Annotated in this window: 17 protein-coding genes; 10 read left to right on the top strand and 7 right to left on the bottom strand. The window is 69.5% G+C overall.

Annotation, left to right across the window (positions count from 1 at the left end; all coding sequences use genetic code 11):
• Positions 1–98: 98 nt before the first annotated feature.
• From KVT44_RS47210 to galU, 5 genes are all read right to left on the bottom strand, one after another.
• On the bottom strand, positions 99–752 hold the full coding sequence (locus KVT44_RS47210) for a GNAT family N-acetyltransferase (RefSeq protein ID WP_054233071.1): 654 nt from the start codon (positions 750–752) through the stop codon (positions 99–101).
• Complete coding sequence (locus KVT44_RS47205) at positions 749–1,261, bottom strand: molybdenum cofactor biosynthesis protein B (protein WP_217574467.1); 513 nt, start codon at positions 1,259–1,261, stop codon at positions 749–751. The genes KVT44_RS47210 and KVT44_RS47205 overlap by 4 nt, the downstream gene beginning before the upstream one ends.
• Complete coding sequence (gene moaC, locus KVT44_RS47200) at positions 1,258–1,737, bottom strand: cyclic pyranopterin monophosphate synthase MoaC (protein WP_053852462.1); 480 nt, start codon at positions 1,735–1,737, stop codon at positions 1,258–1,260. Before moaC ends, KVT44_RS47205 begins: the two co-directional genes overlap by 4 nt.
• Positions 1,738–1,798: 61 nt before the next feature.
• Positions 1,799–3,121 (bottom strand): gephyrin-like molybdotransferase Glp, encoded by a 1,323-nt coding sequence (gene glp / locus KVT44_RS47195; protein WP_217574465.1) that lies wholly within the window; start codon positions 3,119–3,121, stop codon positions 1,799–1,801.
• Positions 3,122–3,125: 4 nt separating this feature from the next.
• Complete coding sequence (gene galU / locus KVT44_RS47190; RefSeq protein ID WP_075027238.1) at positions 3,126–4,028, bottom strand: UTP--glucose-1-phosphate uridylyltransferase GalU; 903 nt, start codon at positions 4,026–4,028, stop codon at positions 3,126–3,128.
• A 132-nt stretch (positions 4,029–4,160) separates the two neighbouring features.
• On the opposite strand from galU, the gene KVT44_RS47185 reads away from it, so the two are divergent.
• On the top strand, positions 4,161–4,736 hold the full coding sequence (locus tag KVT44_RS47185; protein ID WP_217574463.1) for a 5-formyltetrahydrofolate cyclo-ligase: 576 nt from the start codon (positions 4,161–4,163) through the stop codon (positions 4,734–4,736).
• A gap of 110 nt (positions 4,737–4,846) precedes the next feature.
• Here the strand turns inward: KVT44_RS47185 and KVT44_RS47180 are convergent, their stop codons facing one another.
• On the bottom strand, positions 4,847–7,612 hold the full coding sequence (locus KVT44_RS47180; protein WP_217574461.1) for a penicillin acylase family protein: 2,766 nt from the start codon (positions 7,610–7,612) through the stop codon (positions 4,847–4,849).
• A 313-nt stretch (positions 7,613–7,925) separates the two neighbouring features.
• On the opposite strand from KVT44_RS47180, the gene KVT44_RS47175 reads away from it, so the two are divergent.
• From KVT44_RS47175 to mscL, 6 genes are all read left to right on the top strand, one after another.
• Positions 7,926–9,473, top strand: coding sequence for a potassium/proton antiporter (locus KVT44_RS47175; protein ID WP_254650854.1), 1,548 nt, complete (start codon positions 7,926–7,928; stop codon positions 9,471–9,473).
• A 388-nt stretch (positions 9,474–9,861) separates the two neighbouring features.
• On the top strand, positions 9,862–11,124 hold the full coding sequence (locus KVT44_RS47170) for an MFS transporter (RefSeq protein WP_217574457.1): 1,263 nt from the start codon (positions 9,862–9,864) through the stop codon (positions 11,122–11,124).
• A 68-nt stretch (positions 11,125–11,192) separates the two neighbouring features.
• Positions 11,193–11,504 carry an FmdB family zinc ribbon protein gene (locus tag KVT44_RS47165; protein WP_099922188.1) on the top strand — a complete coding sequence of 104 codons (312 nt, stop codon included), beginning with the start codon at positions 11,193–11,195 and terminating at the stop codon, positions 11,502–11,504.
• Between the two features lie 188 nt (positions 11,505–11,692).
• The gene (locus KVT44_RS47160) at positions 11,693–12,526 is read left to right on the top strand and encodes an S-methyl-5'-thioadenosine phosphorylase (protein ID WP_190171852.1); all 834 of its coding nucleotides are present in this window, start codon (positions 11,693–11,695) and stop codon (positions 12,524–12,526) included.
• A 206-nt stretch (positions 12,527–12,732) separates the two neighbouring features.
• Positions 12,733–13,401, top strand: a complete 669-nt coding sequence (locus tag KVT44_RS47155; protein ID WP_254650853.1) for a hypothetical protein — start codon at positions 12,733–12,735, stop codon at positions 13,399–13,401.
• A gap of 150 nt (positions 13,402–13,551) precedes the next feature.
• Positions 13,552–14,022, top strand: coding sequence for a large conductance mechanosensitive channel protein MscL (gene mscL / locus KVT44_RS47150; RefSeq protein ID WP_190171851.1), 471 nt, complete (start codon positions 13,552–13,554; stop codon positions 14,020–14,022).
• A gap of 589 nt (positions 14,023–14,611) precedes the next feature.
• Here the strand turns inward: mscL and KVT44_RS47145 are convergent.
• Entirely contained in the window at positions 14,612–14,818 is a 207-nt protein-coding gene (locus KVT44_RS47145; protein WP_060901778.1) for a hypothetical protein, read from the bottom strand.
• A gap of 104 nt (positions 14,819–14,922) precedes the next feature.
• On the opposite strand from KVT44_RS47145, the gene KVT44_RS47140 reads away from it, so the two are divergent.
• The 3 genes from KVT44_RS47140 to KVT44_RS47130 all read left to right on the top strand — a co-directional run bounded on the left by KVT44_RS47140 (position 14,923) and on the right by KVT44_RS47130 (position 18,636).
• Positions 14,923–16,167: a low temperature requirement protein A gene (locus KVT44_RS47140; protein WP_217574455.1), complete on the top strand. Its 1,245-nt coding sequence runs from the start codon at positions 14,923–14,925 to the stop codon at positions 16,165–16,167.
• A complete protein-coding gene (locus KVT44_RS47135) occupies positions 16,164–17,195 on the top strand; it encodes a P1 family peptidase (protein ID WP_217574453.1) in 1,032 nt (343 codons plus the stop codon). Before KVT44_RS47140 ends, KVT44_RS47135 begins: the two co-directional genes overlap by 4 nt.
• Positions 17,196–17,415: 220 nt before the next feature.
• A complete protein-coding gene (locus KVT44_RS47130; RefSeq protein ID WP_217574451.1) occupies positions 17,416–18,636 on the top strand; it encodes an Ig-like domain-containing protein in 1,221 nt (406 codons plus the stop codon).
• Positions 18,637–18,730 lie beyond the last annotated feature (94 nt).

Below are 18,730 nucleotides of genomic sequence, written 5' to 3'. Positions count from 1 at the left end.
GCTTTTTTTGTGACCGATGCGATCAGCAGGCCGCAGGGAGCGCGAATTTAATGCCCCGAGCCGATCACGCACCGATCAATTTCGAACATACATTTCATTTACTGAGTGCCGGGCTTGCTCTGGTTCTCGGAACGGGCCTGCATCGATCGTGCCCGCCGCCAACGCCCCAGCAACCCCTCCGGCACCTCTTCCGCGGTGAGTGCGAAGACGAGATGGTCCCGCCAGGCACCGTCGATGTGCAGATAGCGCGGCCTGAGCCCTTCCTCGCGGAATCCGAGTTTCTCCACCACGCGGCGGCTCGGCCCGTTCTCCGGGCGAATGCAGACTTCGATGCGGTGCAGTCCGACCGTGCGGAAGCAGTGGTCGGTCACCATCGCCACGGCCGTCGGCATCACTCCGCGCCCCGCCACCGACTGGTCCACCCAGTAGCCGATGTGCCCGGAGCACATCGATCCCCAGGTGATGCCGGCGACGGTCAGCTGCCCGACCAGACGGCCCTGGTACTCGATGACGAAGGGCAGCATCCGGCCCGCGTTGGCCTCGGCGCGCAGATGCCGGACCATCTGACGGTAGGTCGGCCGGTGCGCTATCGGACCGCTGGGCGTGGGTGGCGGAATCGTCGCCTCCCAGGGCCGCAGCCAGTCCCGGTTGCGCCGGTTCACCTCGCGCCAGGCCCGCTGGTCGCGCACCTTTATCGGCCGAAGGACGACATCGCCGTCCACCAGCTCGACGGGCCAGGATGGGCTGTTCAGCTCGCACCCCCACTGCCGCTGGGTCTGGGGTGGTCGCCGCCACGGATCTGGTCGACGGCGTGGGTCAGAAGGGGCTCCAGAACGGCCAGGCCGTCCTTCACCCCGCCGGTGGAACCCGGCAGGTTGACGATCAACGTCCGTCCCGCGACTCCGGCGAGCCCTCGGGACAGTGCCGCCGTGGGCACCTTCTCTCTCCCGAACGCCCTGATGGCCTCGGGAATGCCCGGCACCTCGTGATCGAGTACGCGCCGGGTCGCCTCGGGCGTCCGGTCGGTGGGCGAGATCCCCGTACCGCCCGTCGTCACGATCACGTCGTACCCGGCGTCGACGCCCGCGCGCAGTGCCGCCTCCACGGGGTCGCCGTCCGGCACCACCCGGGGGCCGTCGACCGCGAAGCCGTACGCCGTGAGCCCCTCGGCGATCAAGGGGCCGCCCTTGTCCTCGTAGACCCCCGCGGCGGCTCTGTTCGAGGCCGTGACCACGAGCGCGCGGTACGACGGTGCCGTCATGCCCGGCTCCAGTCGCCCGACTTTCCGCCCGTCTTCTCTTCCACCCGTACGTCCGTGATGACCGCCCCCTTGTCGACCGCCTTGACCATGTCGATCACGGTGAGGGCCGCCACGCTGACCGCGGTGAGGGCCTCCATCTCGACGCCCGTACGGTCGGTGGTCTTCACGGTGGCGAGGATCTCGACGGCGTCGTCCGCGACCGACAGATCAAGCTTGACACCCGAGACCGACAACGGGTGACAGAGCGGGATCAGATCCGGGGTGCGCTTGGCGCCCATGATGCCCGCGATGCGCGCGGTGGCCAGGGCGTCGCCCTTGGGGACGCCCTCACCGCGCAGCAGTTCGATCACACGGGGCGAGACCAGGACACGGCCGCTGGCGCGGGCGGTGCGCGCGGTCACGTCCTTCCCGGAGACGTCGACCATGCGGGCGGCGCCCGCCTCGTCGATGTGGGTCAGTCGATCCTGCGTACTCATGTCTGCGCGGCGCTCCCGGTCGGGCCTCTTGTGCGCGACACGGTACCGCCACTCGGGGCACTCAGCCGAGCAGGACCACTTCGACCTCGGTGCCGGGCTCGACCGAGGTGACGTCCTCGGGGACGACGATCAGCGCGTCAGCCTGGGCGAGGGCCGCGACCAGGTGGGATCCGGCGCCGCCGACCGGGGTCACCTTGCCGTCGGCGTACCTCCCGCGCAGGAACTGCCGGCGGCCGTCCGGCGAGGTCAGCGCCTTGCCCGTCTCCAGGGTCGCCCTGGTGGTGGGGCGGTGGATGTCGTCCAGGCCCGACAGGGTGCGGATCGCGGGGCGGACGAACAACTCGAAGGAGACGTACGACGAGACGGGGTTGCCGGGGAGCGCGAGCAGCGGGGTGTGCTCGGGGCCGATCGTGCCGAAGCCCTGGGGCTTGCCGGGCTGCATGGCGAGCTTGCGGAAGTCGATGCCGCTGCCCTCCTCGTCCTCGTCGCCCACCGAGGACAGGGCCTCCTTGACGACGTCGTACGCGCCGACGCTCACGCCGCCCGTGGTGACCAGCAGGTCCGCGCGGATGAGCTGGTCCTCGATGGTGGCGCGGAGCGTCTCGGCGTCGTCGGCGACCGCTCCCACCCGGTAGGCGATGGCCCCGGCATCACGGGCGGCGGCGCACAGGGCGAAGCTGTTGGAGTCGTAGATCTGGCCGGGGCCCAACGGCTCGTCGGGCTGGACGAGTTCGCTGCCGGTGGACAGGACGACCACACGCGGGCGCGGGCGCACGCGTACGGTGCCGCGGCCGATCGCGGCGAGCAGGCCGATCTGCGGCGGGCCGAGGATCGTGCCTGCTTCGAGGGCGCGGTCCCCCGCCTTCACGTCGCTGCCCTTCGCGCGCACATGCGCGCGTGCCTCGGCCGGGCGGTGGACGTGCACCTGGCCGAAGGCGCCCTCGGGGGCCGCGCTGTGGGCGCGCATCCCGGAGACGGGACCCTCCCCCAGGCCGCCGTCGGTCCACTCCACCGGGACGACGGCCTCGGCGCCGGGCGGCAGCGGGGCGCCGGTCATGATGCGGGCGGCCTCACCGGGGCCCACATGGAGCTGCTCGCCCTGGCCGGCCGCGACGTCGCCGACGACCGTGAGGACCGCCGGATACTCCTCGCTCGCGCCCGCGACATCGGCGACCCGGACCGCGTACCCGTCCATCGAGCTGTTGTCGAACGGCGGCAGGGAGACCGGCACCGTGACGTCCTCGACCAGGACACAGCCCTGGGCGTCGAGGAGTTGCAGCTCGATGGGTTCGAGAGGGCGAACGGTCGCGAGGATGTCCTCCAGGTGCTCGGTCACCGACCAGAGGTGGTCCTGGCCGGTGACACGGGTCGCGGCGCTGCTCAAGTTCCTACATCTCCTCGGCTACGTAACTGCGAAGCCAGGTCCGGAAGTCCGGGCCCAGGTCCTCACGTTCGCACGCGAGCCTGACAATGGCACGCAGGTAGTCGCCGCGGTCGCCGGTGTCATAGCGGCGGCCCTTGAAGACGACGCCGTGCACGGGGCCGCCGACCTTCTCGTCCTGCGCGAGTTGCTGGAGGGCGTCGGTGAGCTGGATCTCGCCGCCGCGGCCCGGCTCGGTCTTGCGGAGTATGTCGAAGATGTGCGGGTCGAGGACATAGCGCCCGATGATCGCGTAGTTGCTGGGCGCGTCCGCCGGGTCCGGCTTCTCGACCAGGCCCGTCACCTTGACGAGGTCGCCCTCGGCGGTGGTCTCGACGGCCGCGCACCCGTAGAGGTGGATCTGCTCCGGCTCGACCTCCATGAGCGCGATGACGCTGCCGCCGTGCTGCTCCTGTACCTCGACCATGCGGGCGAGGAGGGGGTCGCGGGGGTCGATCAGGTCGTCGCCGAGGAGCACCGCGAAGGGCTCGTGGCCGACGTGCGGCGCCGCACACAGGACGGCGTGGCCGAGGCCCTTGGGGTCGCCCTGGCGCACGTAGTGCATGGTGGCCAGGTCGCTGGACTCCTGGACCTTGGCGAGCCGGTCGGCGTCGCCCTTCTTCTGAAGGGCGGACTCCAGCTCATAATTGCGGTCGAAGTGGTCCTCGAGGGGGCGCTTGTTACGGCCCGTGATCATCAGGACGTCATCGAGACCCGCCGACACGGCCTCTTCGACCACGTACTGGATCGCCGGCTTGTCGACGACCGGCAGCATCTCTTTGGGAGTGGCTTTGGTGGCCGGCAGGAACCGGGTTCCGAGGCCTGCTGCGGGGATGACAGCCTTGCTGATCCTGGGGTGCGACTCAGTCATGCGCGTAACCATATCCGGTGGCTATGAGCGCAATCTGTTGGTCCCGTTAAATAGCTCTCATATGAGCGCATAAGGAACGGTACGGAGTGAGCTGTGAGCCACGTGGGACGTGCGGCAGAGCCTGACAAGCGAATGTTGCGGCGAGGATTCCTCGCGGTGAGAAGCAGGTTGACACCCTACGACCTGCGGGAATCCGCCGGGGCCCTGGCCCTGCGGGCGCTGGAGCTGCCGGAGCTGGCGCACGCGCGCACGGTGGCGGCGTACGTCTCCGTGGGGAGCGAGCCGGGCACCCTCGCGCTCCTGGACGCGCTCCACGCGCGCGGGGTGCGCGTGCTGCTGCCGGTCCTGCTGGCGGACAACGACCTGGACTGGGGCGCGTACACCGGAGAGGGCTCGCTGGAGCGTGTCCAACACGGCGGCAGGATGGCTCTCTTGGAGCCGGCGGGCGAGCGGCTCGGCCCCGAGGCCGTCCAGGACGCCGACGCCGTCCTGCTGCCCGGCCTGGCCGTGGACCGGCGTGGAATGCGCCTGGGGCGCGGCGGCGGCTCGTACGACCGCGTACTGGCCCGCCTGGAGCACGCGGGGGCCGATCCCGCGCTGGTGGTGCTGCTGTACGACGCGGAGGTCGTCGAGCACGTCCCGGCGGAACCTCACGACCGTCCCGTACACGCGGTGGTGACGCCTTCGGGAGTGCGCCGCTTCGGCTGACGGGTCCGGGCAGGCGAAAGGGCCCTCCACGCGTGTGTGGAGGGCCCTTTCACCTGTCGCCGTCAGTGACTCACGGTCGCATTCAGTGACTCGTGGTCGCCGTCAATGGCTCACGGCTTGAGCACCAGGGTGTCGCTCGTGCTCTTGTCGACCGCCTTGTCCGAGAAGGACCACGGCAGCAGTTCGCCCTTGGCCCACTTGTCCGTCTGGTCGGTGTAGTGGGCGCTGTAGGCGTGCCCGGAGGCGCCGGAGAGGTTGATCCACTTCGACTTGTCGAAGTCGTCGAGGTTGACCACCATCCGCATGGACGGCACCCAGACCACTCCGTAGCCGCCCGCGGCGTTCCAGCCGGTCGCGTTGACCGTCGCCTCGCCGCCGCTGAGCTTCCAGGGGCCGCGGTTGAGCATGTACTGCAGGACGCCGGGACCTTCGGTGCCCAGGGTCTGGTTCTTCAGGAACAGACGGTGCAGCCGACCCCAGCTCCAGGTGTCCATGTCCTTGCCGAGCTTGGCGGTCAGCTCCCAGCGGGCGTCCTTCATGGCCCGCGCGAAGAGCTCGTCCCGGTTGTCCGCCGCCTTGTCGAGGCGCGTCTTGGGCGCCTTCCACCAGTCGTTGTTCGGGTCGTCGATGATCTTGCGGACCACCTCGAACCAGCGGTCGCCGCCGTCCGGCTGCGCCTGGTCCGCCTCGCGCTGGCCGCACTCGCGCACCGTCTGGTTCTCGTCCGCGGGGCCGGTGGTGTCGACCGGGGCGACGTTCAGGCACTGGCCCTTGACCCGCAGCTCCTTGGGCAGCTTGTTGCCGAAGGCGAGCTTGAGGATGTTGCGCCAGGTCGCGTTGAAGTACGCGGCCGCCGCGGAGTCGGCGTCCTGGGTGTAGTCCCAGCCCTCCAGGAGTTTCTGTGCGTCGCGGACGTTCTTGTCGGCGACATCGATCTTGAGCAGCTTGGGCACGATCAGCTTGGCGATCTCACTGCTGTCGTCGAGCTGCATCTGGCGCATGTCGTCGGTCGAGATCTTGCCGCCGCCCTTGACCTTCGCCTCGATGAGATCGGAGATCCGCTGGCTGCGCGTCCCGTAACCCCAGTCCGTGGTGAGCGTGTAGGGGTACTTGTCCTTGTCGACGACCGCCTGGTTGGCGGTCACGATGTAGCCGCGCTTCGGGTCGTACTCGTAGGGCAGCTCGGACTGCTTGATGTAGCCGGTCCACTTGTACTTGGAGTCCCAGCCGGGCGACGGGAGCGAGCCGTCGTCGCCCTTCGACCGGGTCGGGATCTTGCCGGGCAGCTGGTAGCCAATGTGGTTCTCGGTGTCGGCGTAGATCAGGTTCTGCGAGGGCACGTCGAAGGACGCGGACGCCGTGCGGAACTCGGACCAGTTCGACGCCTTGTCGAGCTGGAAGACGGCGTCCATGGAGTTGCCCGGGTCCAGGGCGGTCCAGCGCAGCGCGATGGCGTAGCCGTCGCCGCGGTCGGGCGCACCGCTGTCGACGGTCGCCTTCTTGCCGACCTTGACCAGTTCGTCGTCGCGGTCGGAGAGCAGCGGCATCCCGTCCTTGGTCTCCCGGACGACGATCGTCTTGCTCGCGCCGCCCGCGACCTTGATCGTTTCCTTGCGGGTCGTGAAGGGCAGCACCTTGCCGTCGTACTCGTAGCCCTCGCCGGTGATCTTCTCCAGGTAGAGGTCGGTGACGTCGACCCCGGAGTTGGTCATGCCCCAGGCGATGTCCTGGTTGTGGCCGATGACCACGCCGGGCATGCCCGCGAAGGTGTAGCCCGAGACGTCGTACTGGCACTTGCTGGAGACGCTCGTGCAGTGCAGGCCCATCTGGTACCAGACCGAGGGCAGCGAGGCCGACAGGTGCGGGTCGTTGGCCAGCAGTGGCTTACCGGTGATCGTGTACTTGCCCGCGACGACCCAGGAATTCGAGCCGATGCCGTTGCCGTTCACACCGACGGCGGTGGGCACGTTGTCGAGCACGTTGTAGAGCTTGGAGAGCTGGCTCTGCAGGCCATTGGGCGCGGTGGCGTTCCCCGCGAGGCCGGTGCCCGACGTGGACTGCGTCCCGCTGCCCGCCGTCGTGCTGCTGCCCTGGACGTACGACCCCGTGACGCTGTCGTACTGGCCCTCCTGGGTGATCGTCTTGTTCCGGCTGTACGGGTACTCCGGGTACAGGTCGGCGATCTGCTTCGGGCCCAGGCGGCTGGTCATCAGGGAGCGGTCGATCTCTTCCTGCATGTTGCCGCGCAGGTCCCAGGCCATCGCCTTCAGCCACGCGACCGAGTCGACCGGGGTCCACTCCTGGGGCTTGTAGTCGTTGGTGAAACCAAGGGCCGCGTACTCCAGGGAGATGTCCTTGCCGTCCTTGCCCTTCAGGTAGGCATTGACTCCCTTGGCGTACGCCTGGAGGTACTTCTTCGTGGAGGCCGACAACTTCTTGTCGTACTCCTCCTTGGCGACCCGGTCCCAGCCCATCGTGCGCAGGAACTCGTCGTTCTTGACCTGGCCCGAGCCGAACATCTCTGACAGCCGGCCCGAGGTCATGTGACGGCGTACGTCCATCTCGTAGAACCGGTCCTGCGCCTGGACGTAACCCTGCGCCATGAACAGGTCCTCGTCGGACGAGGCGTAGATCTGCGGGATCCCGTTGCCGTCCCGCTTGACGTCCACGGGGCCCGACAGCCCGTCGAGCGTGAGTGAGCCCTTGGTCTGCGGGAAGGAGGCACGGACGGTACTGACCCCCCAGTAGCCGCCATAGGCAACGCCTCCGAAGAGGGCCAGAACCAGGACGATCAGGAACAGTCGGGCCTTGCGCCCCTTCTTCCTGCCGGACTTGCCCGGCTTCTGGCCGGAAGAGGCGGTGGTGTTCGGGGGCATCGCTGTCCTTGCTGTCCTAACGCGAGCGGCAGGCGGTCCTGGAGTGCTGGAGCAACCATAGGCGCAGGGCCCGACGCGCCTTGACGCGGAGTCGGGTACAGGACGGACGAGCGTTCGATCTCGGCCTCTGGAGTGTCAAGAAAGCGTCAAGAGTTAGGTAAGGTAACGAAGTACTTGGACTCATGTACCGACTTCGGGTGCTCGGATCGACGTACTGGGATCCACGCGATCACGTCGATTCCACGCGTTGACCTCGACGCGATCACATCGAATCGACGTGTTCACATCCACACGTTCGAATCCAGTGCCCGGATTGGCGAGAAGGGAACAGCCGCTGACTGTCCACCACCTCAACCAGCTCCTGCTCGTCTGCTCGCTCGTTCTGCTCGTCGCGGTGGCAGCGGTTCGTATCTCTTCGCGCAGCGGGCTCCCCAGCCTGCTCGTCTACCTCGGCATAGGCATCGCCATGGGCCAGGACGGGGTCGGCAACGTCCACTTCAACAACGCCGAACTGACGCAGGTCATCGGGTACGCGGCCCTGGTCGTGATCCTGGCCGAGGGCGGCCTCGGCACGAAGTGGAAGGAAATCAAGCCGGCCCTGCCGGCGGCCACCTCGCTGGCACTGGTCGGCATCGCGGTGAGCGTCGGAGTGACGGCCACGGCCGCCCACTACCTGATCGGCCTGGAATGGCGGCAGGCGCTCATCATCGGCGCGGTGGTGTCCTCGACGGACGCGGCGGCCGTCTTCTCGGTGCTGCGGAAAGTACCCCTCCCCGCGCGCGTGACGGGCATCCTGGAGGCCGAGTCCGGCTTCAACGACGCCCCGGTGGTCATCCTCGTCGTCGCGTTCTGCACGGCGGGCCCCGTGGAGCACTGGTACGTGCTGCTGGGCGAGATAACCCTGGAGCTGGCCATCGGCGCGGCCATCGGCCTCGCGGTGGGCTGGCTCGGCTCCTGGGGGCTGCGGCACGTGGCGCTGCCCGCCTCCGGCCTCTACCCGATCGCCGTGATGGCGATCGCGGTCACCGCCTACGCCGCCGGCGCGCTCGCGCACGGCAGCGGCTTCCTCGCCGTCTACCTCGCGGCGATGATGCTCGGCAACGCCAAACTGCCGCACTGGCCCGCCACCCGAGGCTTCGCCGAAGGGCTCGGCTGGATCGCCCAGATCGGCATGTTCGTCCTGCTCGGCCTGCTGGTGACCCCGCACGAGATGGGCGACGACATCGTGCCGGCCCTCGTCATCGGCCTGGTGCTCACGATGGTGGCGCGCCCCCTGAGCGTCGTGGTCGGTCTGCTGCCCTTCCGGATCCCGTGGCAGGAGCAGACGCTGCTGTCCTGGGCGGGCCTGCGCGGCGCCGTGCCCATCATCCTGGCGACCATCCCGATGGTGAGCGGCATCGCGGAGAGCCGCCGGATCTTCAACATCGTCTTCGTCCTGGTCGTCGCCTACACCCTCATCCAGGGCCCCACGCTGCCCTGGCTGGCCCGCAAGCTGCGGCTGGGCGAGTCCGAGGGCGCCGCCGACCTCGGGATCGAATCGGCACCCCTGGAGCGACTGCGCGGCCACCTGCTGTCCGTCGCGATCCCGAAGGGCTCCCGCATGCACGGCGTGGAGGTGGCCGAGCTGCGCATGCCCTCGGGGGCCGCCGTCACCCTCGTCGTGCGCGACGGGACCTCCTTCGTGCCGCTGCCCACGACCGTCCTGCGACGCGGCGACGAACTACTCGTGGTGGCCACCGACCCGGTCCGGGACGCGGCCGAGCGACGGCTGCGCGCGGTGGGCCAGGGCGGCAAGCTGGCGGGCTGGCTGGGCCTCGCGGGCAACGGCACCGGACCACACTCCCGACATTCCGGACAGTAAACGGGACATTCAGGGGCGATGTGCATTCGCAGGCGAACACCGCCATGGTGCTCACTTTCACAGGCACCGCAGCACTCGCCCCTGTAGGATGAAGGCACACCTTGATCGAACCAACTCTGCCTGAAGCAGAGCTGGCGCGACCGTATGGCGGTCGTGACGCCCTCGCAGTGGGCGGCGCGGCATCTACCGCAGTTCCGCGCAAGAGGACAGCTCTCGGCGCCCCCCGCAGGGCGAGTGAGCCAAAGGGGTGCGACGGTGTCGAGAGGTCGAGCGCGCGGAGGCCCGAAGGGCTGAGCACGGTCGGCCTCTCGACACCGGCTACAGCACCCCGGAGGCGAACCGCCCGACAAAAGGGGCCGCGCTACCAGGCGGCAGAAAGGCACGGGCCGTGGCATCCACGGTCACCTCCCGCCCCGGATACGGACAGCTGCTGCGCACCCGCGGCGCCTGGACGTTCCTGCTTCCCGGCTTCGCCGCACGTCAGCCCTTCGCGATGCTGACGCTCTCCCTCGTACTCCTCGTCCAGCACACCACCGGCTCGTACGGGGCCGCCGGCGCCGTCGCCGCCGTCACCGGCGTCTCCATGGCGCTGTTCGCGCCCTTCACCGGCCGTCTCGCCGACCGCCACGGCCAGCGGGCCGTCCTGCTGCCCGGCGTCCTGGTGCACGCCCTGGCAGGCCTCTCCCTGACGGCGCTGGCGCTGATGGACGCCCCTTTGTGGGCCCTTTTCCTCGCCGCCGTGCCGACCGGCGCCTCGGTGCCCCAGGTCGGGCCCATGGTGCGCGCCCGCTGGGGCGTGAAACTCCAGGACTCGCCCCTGATGACCACCGCGGCGGCCTTCGAGTCCGTCACGGACGAGCTGACCTTCGTGTTCGGCCCGCTGCTCGCCACGGCGCTGTGCACCGCCGTGCACCCGGCCGCGGGCCTGCTGACCGAGGCCGGGCTGACCCTGATCGGCGGTCTCCTCTTCGCCGCGCAGAAGAGCACCCAGCCCGCTGTCGCCGCCGCCGGGCACACGCGCGTGGAGCACGGCTCCGCGCTGCGGGTCCCCGGAGTGCGCGTGCTGATCGTGACCTTCCTGGGCATCGGCTCCGTCTTCGGCGGTATGCAGGTCTCGCTCGCCGCGTTCAGCGAGTCGATCGGCGAGCCCGGTCTGAACGGCGTCCTGTACGGCGTCTTCGCCGCGGGCAACATGCTCTCCGGCGTCGTCTGCGGAGCCATCGCCTGGAAGGTCGCCCCGCAGCGGCGGCTCGTCATCGGCTACGCCGCCCTGGCGCTCGTCGCGTCCGGACTGTGGGCCGCGCACTCCGTGGTCGTGCTCGCTGCGATCGGCCTCCTGGTCGGCATGTGCATCGCTCCGTCCCTGATCACCGGCTACACGCTGGTCGAGGGCCTGGTCCCGGCGGGCGCCCGCACCGAGGCCTTCACCTGGCTGACCGGCGCCGTCGCGCTCGGCCAGGCGGCGGCCGTCACGGTAGCCGGACAGCTGGAGGACCGCCTGTGGAACGGTGCCGGATTCCTGGTGCCGATGGCCGGTACGGTACTGGCGCTGGTGACCCTGTTGGCCCTGCGCTCACGGCTGGCCACGCGGCCCACCGGACGCACCGTCGCACGTGGCGTCGGTCACCGAGTGCCGGTGACAGTGGACTGATCTCGCGGAATACGTCACTATGGATCGTCGTTAGCACTCATTGAGTGAGAGTGCCAGGAGGAAGACAAGTGCCGACCTACCAGTACCAGTGCACCGAGTGTGGCGAGGGCCTCGAGGCGGTGCAGAAGTTCACCGACGATGCCCTGACCGAGTGCCCCAACTGCGGTGGACGCCTGAAGAAGGTGTTCTCGGCCGTCGGCATTGTCTTCAAGGGCTCCGGCTTCTACCGCAACGACAGCCGTGGCTCCTCGTCGAGCAGCTCGCCGGCCTCCAAGCCGGCGCCCTCTTCGACGTCGTCCTCGTCGTCGACGACCTCGTCGTCCTCGTCGGACTCGAAGTCGTCGGGCAGCGGCTCGTCGAGCAGCAGCTCGGCCGCGTAGGACTTTCTCGCAGGGACCCTGTCGTCGTACGACGATGGGGTCCTTGGCGTTTTCGAGGGCAGGTTCCCCGGAGTTTTCGGAAGACAGAGTCTTCGCCGTTTTCGGAAGACAGGGTCCTCGACGTTTCGGAAGACAGGGTCCTCGACGTTTCCGGAGGCAGACCTTCGAAGCCCGATACTGTGCTCGTCATGGCGAACGCAGAGATCGGTGTCATCGGTGGCTCGGGCTTCTACTCCTTCCTCGACGATGTGACCGAGATACAAGTCGAGACCCCCTACGGGCCGCCGAGCGACTCCCTCTTCCTCGGCGAGATCGCCGGGCGACGGGTCGCCTTCCTCCCCCGCCACGGCCGCGGCCACCATCTGCCGCCGCACCGCATCAACTACCGGGCCAACCTCTGGGCGCTGCGCTCCGTGGGCGCCCGTCAGATCCTCGGACCGTGCGCGGTGGGCGGACTGCGCCCCCAGTACGGGCCGGGAACGCTGCTCGTGCCGGACCAGCTGGTCGACCGTACGAAGACGCGGACGCAGACGTTCTTCGACGGGCTGCCGCTGCCGGACGGCACCGTGCCCAACGTCGTGCACGTGTCGCTGGCCGACCCCTACTGCCCCGTCGGCCGCAAGGCCGCCCTCGAAGCGGCGCGCGGGCGTGACTGGGAGCCGGTGGACGGCGGCACGCTCGTGGTGATCGAGGGACCCCGGTTCTCCACCCGCGCCGAGTCGCTGTGGCACCAGGCGCAGGGCTGGTCCGTGGTGGGCATGACCGGCCACCCCGAGGCCGCGCTCGCCCGTGAACTCGAGCTCTGCTACACCTCGTTGACCTTGGTCACCGACCTCGACGCGGGTGCGGAGGCCGGCGAGGGCGTCTCCCACGACGACGTGCTGAAGGTGTTCGCGTCGAACGTGGACCGGCTGCGGGACGTGCTGTACGACGCGGTGGCGGCCCTGCCGGAGAACGGGACGCGGGACTGTCTGTGCACGAAGGCGCTGGGTGGCATGGATCCGGGTTTCGAGCTGCCGTGACGATGGCCTCGCCGGGCGCTCGGTGGGCGCCGAAGGGCGCCGATGGGCACTGACCGGCGCTGACGGGCGTTTCCACGCCGTGGAACTTCCCGTTCGGGTGAGGGAGTTGTCCACAACTCGTCGGTAGTCCACCGGCGCCGACGGGCTCCGCCGCGAGGCCTCATCGTGGGATCGCAAGCCGATCTCTCGTCGCAGGTGGTGGTCCCATGGCACAGCACGCTCCTCTTGTACGCCCGCCGGACACGGATCTCGTACGGGCGCTGGACACGGATCCTGTACGGGCGCTGGACACGGATCCTGTACGGGCGCTGGACACGGATCCTGTACGTCCGCCCGGTGTGGACGCGCCTCCGATCCGCGAGGTGCCGCAGTTCGCCCCCGTGCACGTGCGCGGCGGGCGGTACGGGCTGCGGCGCCTCACCCGTCACAAGCGGCGGGCCGTGGCCGCGGGGCTCGCCGTCACGGCGGCGGCCCTCGTGGCGGCGGGCCCCGGTGACGCCGGGCGGGCACGAGGCCACCCGACGGCGACTCGCCCGTCCACGTCGGCTTCCTCCCCCATGTCCTCTTCTCCCTCTGCCCCTTCCGCTACCGGGTCCGTGCGGGAGCGGGGCGCGGTGGAGACGGTGGCGGCGCCGGTGCGGATCGCCGACGCGGCCACGGTGCGGCTGCTCAGGCCGGGCGACCGGGTCGACGTGATCGCGGCGGACGGTGGCGGCGAGGGCCGCGTGGTCGCGGCCGGGGCGCGGGTGGCCGCGGTCCCGGACTTCGCCGCCACCGAGACCGGGGCGCTGGTGGTCCTCTCCGTACCCCGGGCCACGGCGGCGCGACTGGCGGGCGCGGGCACGACGGCCCGGCTGGCGGTGACACTGTGTTGAGCACCGTGCGCAATGCCGTACTGACGGCCCTCCTGGATATCGAATCGGTGTCAACTCGTTCGATCGTGCTATCGAATTGGACAGGTCCCGCGGGCCCTGCCGTAGGTTGCGGAGCTGTTTGTTCCACAACTTGTGCAGAGGGGCCTCTTGGTGAGCGAGAAGAAGCAACCCGGTGTCTGGGAGGGCTTCAAGGCCTTTCTGATGCGGGGCAACGTCATCGACCTGGCCGTCGCGGTGGTCATCGGAGCGGCCTTCACCAACATCGTCAACTCGGTGGTGAAGGGCATCATCAACCCGCTGGTGGGTGCGATCGGTACGCAGAACCTCGACAGTTACAGTTCCTGCCTCAAAGACCCCTGCAACGGCACCGGGGACACGGCGACGGGCATACGGATCATGTGGGGCTCCGTGCTGGGCGCCACGCTCAGCTTCGTGATCACCGCGGCCGTCGTCTACTTCCTGATGGTCCTGCCGATGTCGAAGTTCCTGGCCCGGCAGGCGGCCAAGCAGAAGGCGAAGGAGGGCGCCCAGGAGGTCATCGAGGTGTCCGAGCTGGAGGTGCTCAAGGAAATCCGCGACGCCCTGCTGGCCCAGCGCGGTTCGGGCAACAGCCAGAACTGACGGAGAGGACCGGGGTCGGCCTACGGAAGCCCGGGGGCCGACGCCAGGCAATGGGGGTCAGGCTCGGGAAGCTCCGAGGCCGACTGCGGACGACAGTCAGGCTCCGGAAACTCGCGGCCCAGCCGTGGACAGTCGAGTTCGGGCTCCGGAATCTTGAGGATCGGCAGCGGACCATCGGAGTCGGGCCAGGCAACCGCACGCGCCGGCTGCGGACCATCGGGCTCGGGTCCCGGAAACGCCCGGGCCGGCGCCGGGCAGCCGCCGTAGGGCTACGAAAGCCCGGCGGCCTGCTCCCGAGGCTCGAAGCCCGATCCCGGACCGTCGGCGCCAGGCTCCGGAAGCTCGGAGGTCGGCTCCGGACAGTCGGGCGCCCGCCCGGGAAGCTCGGAAGTCGCCCCCGCACGATCCGGGCCAGGCTTGAGACTCTCGGGGGCCGTCTCTGCACGATCGAGGGCCGCCTAGGGACGCTCGGAGTCGTCCTTCGTTCTCTCCAGGCCGGGATCCGCGGCCGCTGGTCCGGCCGCGGCGGCCTCGGGACCGGCGCTCGCCATGCCGGGGTCGGTGTCAGGCGGCGCCTAGGTACGGCGGCTCAGAGGTGGTGCGGCGGCTTCTCGTCGAGGAACCGCTTCAGGTCCGCCACGCTGTCACCGTCACCGCCGGACTGCTCGCCCCATCCCCGGTCCGTGTCGTCCGAGGACTGCTGGCTCAGCGGGTCGTCGAAGATCAGCGCGGACTTCGGATCGCGCGGTGCGGACGCGTCACGCGGTTCGGAGGCGGGGGCGGGGCCGGTACTCATGCGTCCCAGAGTACGCCGAGGGGTCCCCGGCCCACCCCGGTACGGCCGCGTCCTGCGGCCGTCAACCCGAGCGACCTGGACTCTTTTCTGCTGTGCTTGGCCGTATGACGTCCAGCGCCGCTTCCGAACCCACCCCGACGCCCAGGACGGCCCGACTCGGGCCCCTGCGCAGAATGACCGCCCGGAGGAGGGACGAGGCACACCGCGTCGCGTCGCCGCTGGAGCTCTTCTTCGACCTGTGCTTCGTCGTGGCGATCGCCCAGGCGGGCGGCGAGCTGGTGCACGCCGTGGCGGCGGGACACGCGGGCGAGGGCATCCTCAACTACGCGATGATCTTCTTCGCGATCTGGTGGGCGTGGATGAACTTCACCTGGTTCTCCTCGGCGTACGACAACGACGACGCGCTCTACCGGGTCGTGACGCTGGTCCAGATCGCCGGTGTCCTGGTCCTCGCCGCCGGGGTGTCGCGGGCGTTCGAGAACCATGTGTACCTGGCCGTCTGGCTCGGCTACGCGATCATGCGGTTCGCGATGATCGCCCAGTGGCTGCGGGTGGCCCGCGGCACGGAGGGCCCCGAGAGAACCATGGCGCTGCGGTACGCGGGCGGTGTGCTGCTGTGCCAGGTCGGCTGGCTGGGGCTGCTGGTCCTGCCGGAGCCCGGGCGCCCCTGGGTGTTCCTGGTGATGGCGATCGCCGAGATGTGCGTCCCCGCGTACGCGGAGAAGGACTTCGTCACCTCCTGGCATCCGCACCACGTCTCCGAGCGGTTCGGCCTGTTCACGATCATCGTGCTGGGCGAGACGATCGCCGCGTCGACGATGGCCGTGAAGTCGGCGGTGGACGAGCACGACGCACTGGGCGAGCTGTTGCCGATCGCCGCCGGTGGACTGCTGATCGTCTTCTCCGCCTGGTGGATCTACTTCGTGGTACCCATCCACGGGCACCTGAGGTCCAAGGCCCACGCGTTCCTGTGGGGATACGGCCACTATCTGATCTTCGCGTCGGCGGCCGCGATCGGCGCGGGCCTGGAGGTCGCGGTCGAGCAGGCGGTCGGCAAGACACAGATCTCGACGCTCGCCGCGTCCGCCGCGGTGACACTGCCGACGGCGCTGTACTTCCTCACGGTGTGGCTGTTGCACGCGCGCCATTTCAAGATGGGCATCACAGAGCAACTCATCCTGCCGACGACGGCGTTGCTGGTGATCCTGTGCACCTTCCTGCACAGCTGGGCGGTGCTCGCGGCCGGCGTCGTGGCGGCGCTGTCGGTGGCGGTCGGGGTCGCCCTGACGGCACGGATGGTCACAACGAAGGGAGCGGGGACCGCGGGGCGGGAAACACTGGAGACATGACAGTTGACGCTCTGACGGATGTCGCGGGGCTGCGCGTGGGACACGCGACGCGTACCGGCGACGGTTGGCTCACCGGCACCACGGTCGTGCTCGCCCCTGCGGGCGGCGCCATCGCGGCCGTGGACGTACGCGGCGGCGGGCCCGGCACCAAGGAGACCGACGCGCTCGACCCGCGCAACCTGGTGCAGAAGGTGGAGGCGGTCGTACTGACCGGAGGCAGCGCGTACGGGCTGGACTCCGCGTCCGGGGTGATGGCCTGGCTGGAGGAGCGGGGCCGCGGAGTGCGGGTGGGCCTCGATCCGGCGCACGTCGTGCCGGTCGTGCCCGCCGCCTGTGTCTTCGACCTGGGCCGCGGCGGCGACTTCCGGGCGAGGCCGGACGCGGCCACGGGCCGGGCCGCGGTCGAGGCTGCCGACGCGAGCGGGCCGGGTGCGCCGGTGCCGGAGGGGTGCGTGGGCGCCGGGACGGGGGCGACGGTCGGGCGGATCAAGGGCGGGATCGGGACGGCGAGCGCCGTGCTCGACTCGGGGATCACGGTGGCCGCGCTGGTGGTGGCCAACGCGGCGGGTTCGGCGGTGGATCCGGAGACGGGGGTGTTGTACGGCGAGTTGCTGCGAGACGGTCGTACGGCCTATCCCTCCGCCGAGGTCCACGAGGCGGCGCGGCAACGGCTCGCCGAAGCCGCCGCGAAGAACGCCCCTCCCCCGCTGAACACCACGCTCGCCGTCGTCGCCACCGACGCCGACCTCACCCGCGCCCAGGCCCACAAGCTCGCCGGCACGGCCCATGACGGCATCGCGCGCGCCGTCCGCCCGGTCCACCTCCTGAACGACGGCGACACGGTCTTCGCCCTGGCCACGGGCGCCCGCCCCCTCACTCCCGACAACCCCCTGGCCCTCAACGAGATCCTCGCGGCGGGCGCGGATCTGGTGACCCGGGCGATCGTCCGCGCGGTACGAGCGGCCGACCCGGTGGACGGACCGGGCGGGGTGTGGCCGTCGTACGGGGAGCTGTACGGGAGCGCCTAGGACGGGTCCCGTTCCGTGGTTCCGGGTGTTCCGCTGCCCTCGCTGACGCCAAGTCGCGTCAGGTGGAGGGGGAGTTCGTCGTGGGCCCGGTGGGTGATTGTCCCGGTTCTGTCACGCGACGGTGTTGGGCCGGGGACGGCGGGAACCCCTCGCGGCACCGCTCGCTCTTTCTCCACGCACTGGAGCGGATCACGCACATCACGAGAAACCGGAGTAGCCCGTGACAACGCCGAACATGACAGCGCGGCGCGCACTGGGGGCCTGTGCCGCCCTGATGGTCGGCGCCCTCACCCTGACCGGCTGCGGCGGCAACGCCAGCGCCGACGCCAAGGGCGGCAAGGACGGCGGTACCTCGGCCAAGACGTCCACCGCGAAGATCGTCATCTCGGCCAAGGACGGTTCGACGGACGCGTCCATCAACGCGACCGGCGTGAAGGTCAGCGACGGCAAGCTGACCGACGTGAAGATGACGGTGTCGGGGTCCGGGACGGCGGTGCCGGGGGCGATCACCGCGGACGGGACCGGCTGGAAGCCGACGGCGCAGTTGGAGCGCGGGACGAAGTACCAGATCTCGGCGACCGCGAAGGACGCGAGCGGACGCACGGCCGCCGCCAACTCCATCTTCACGACGGTCTCCTCGAGCAACAGCTTCATCGGCACGTACACGCCCGACAACGGCACCACGGTCGGCGTCGGAATGCCGGTGTCGTTCAACTTCAACAAGGTGATCAGCAACCAGAAGGCCGTGCAGTCGCACATCACGGTCACTTCCAGCAGCGGGCAGCAGGTGGCCGGGCACTGGTTCGGCTCGCAGCGGCTCGACTTCCGGCCCGAGACGTACTGGAAGGCCGGTTCCAAGGTCACGATGAAGATAGACCTGGACGGCGTCGAGGGCGCGAACGGTGTCTTCGGGGTGCAGAAGAAGACGGTCACCTTCACCGTCGGCCGCTCCCAGGTCTCCACGGTCGACGTCAACACGCAGACCATGACGGTCGTGCGTGACGGCAAGACGCTCAAGACGGTGCCGATCTCGGCGGGCAGCCCGGAGCACACCACGTACAACGGTCAGATGGTGATCTTCGAGAAGTTCGTCCAGACGCGGATGAACGGCTCGACGGTGGGCTACGGCGGCGAGTACGACATCCCGGACGTGCCGCACGCGATGCGACTGACGTCTTCGGGGACGTTCATCCACGGCAACTACTGGTACAACCGCGGCAACCCGCCCTTCGGGCAGCAGGGCACCAGCCACGGATGTGTCGGTCTCGCCGATGTACAGGGCGCGCAGGGCGACACCAGCGCGAAGTGGTTCTACGACAACTCTCTCGTCGGGGACGTCGTAGTGGTGAAGAACTCGCCCGACAAGACCGTCTCGCCGGACAACGGACTGAACGGCTGGAACATGTCCTGGAGTGCGTGGACCGCGGGAAGTACGGTCTGACCTGGGGCCGTTGACGTCACGGCGGGCCGCGCGGGAACTTGCCGCGCGGCCCGCTCGTTTTCTGTCCGTACGTTTTCTCGGTTCGCAGGATTGA

It is taken from the genome of Streptomyces sp. GbtcB7, from assembly GCF_019091445.1.
Lineage (GTDB): Bacteria > Actinomycetota > Actinomycetes > Streptomycetales > Streptomycetaceae > Streptomyces > Streptomyces mirabilis.
This window is presented reverse-complemented; position numbering and strand designations above follow the sequence as displayed.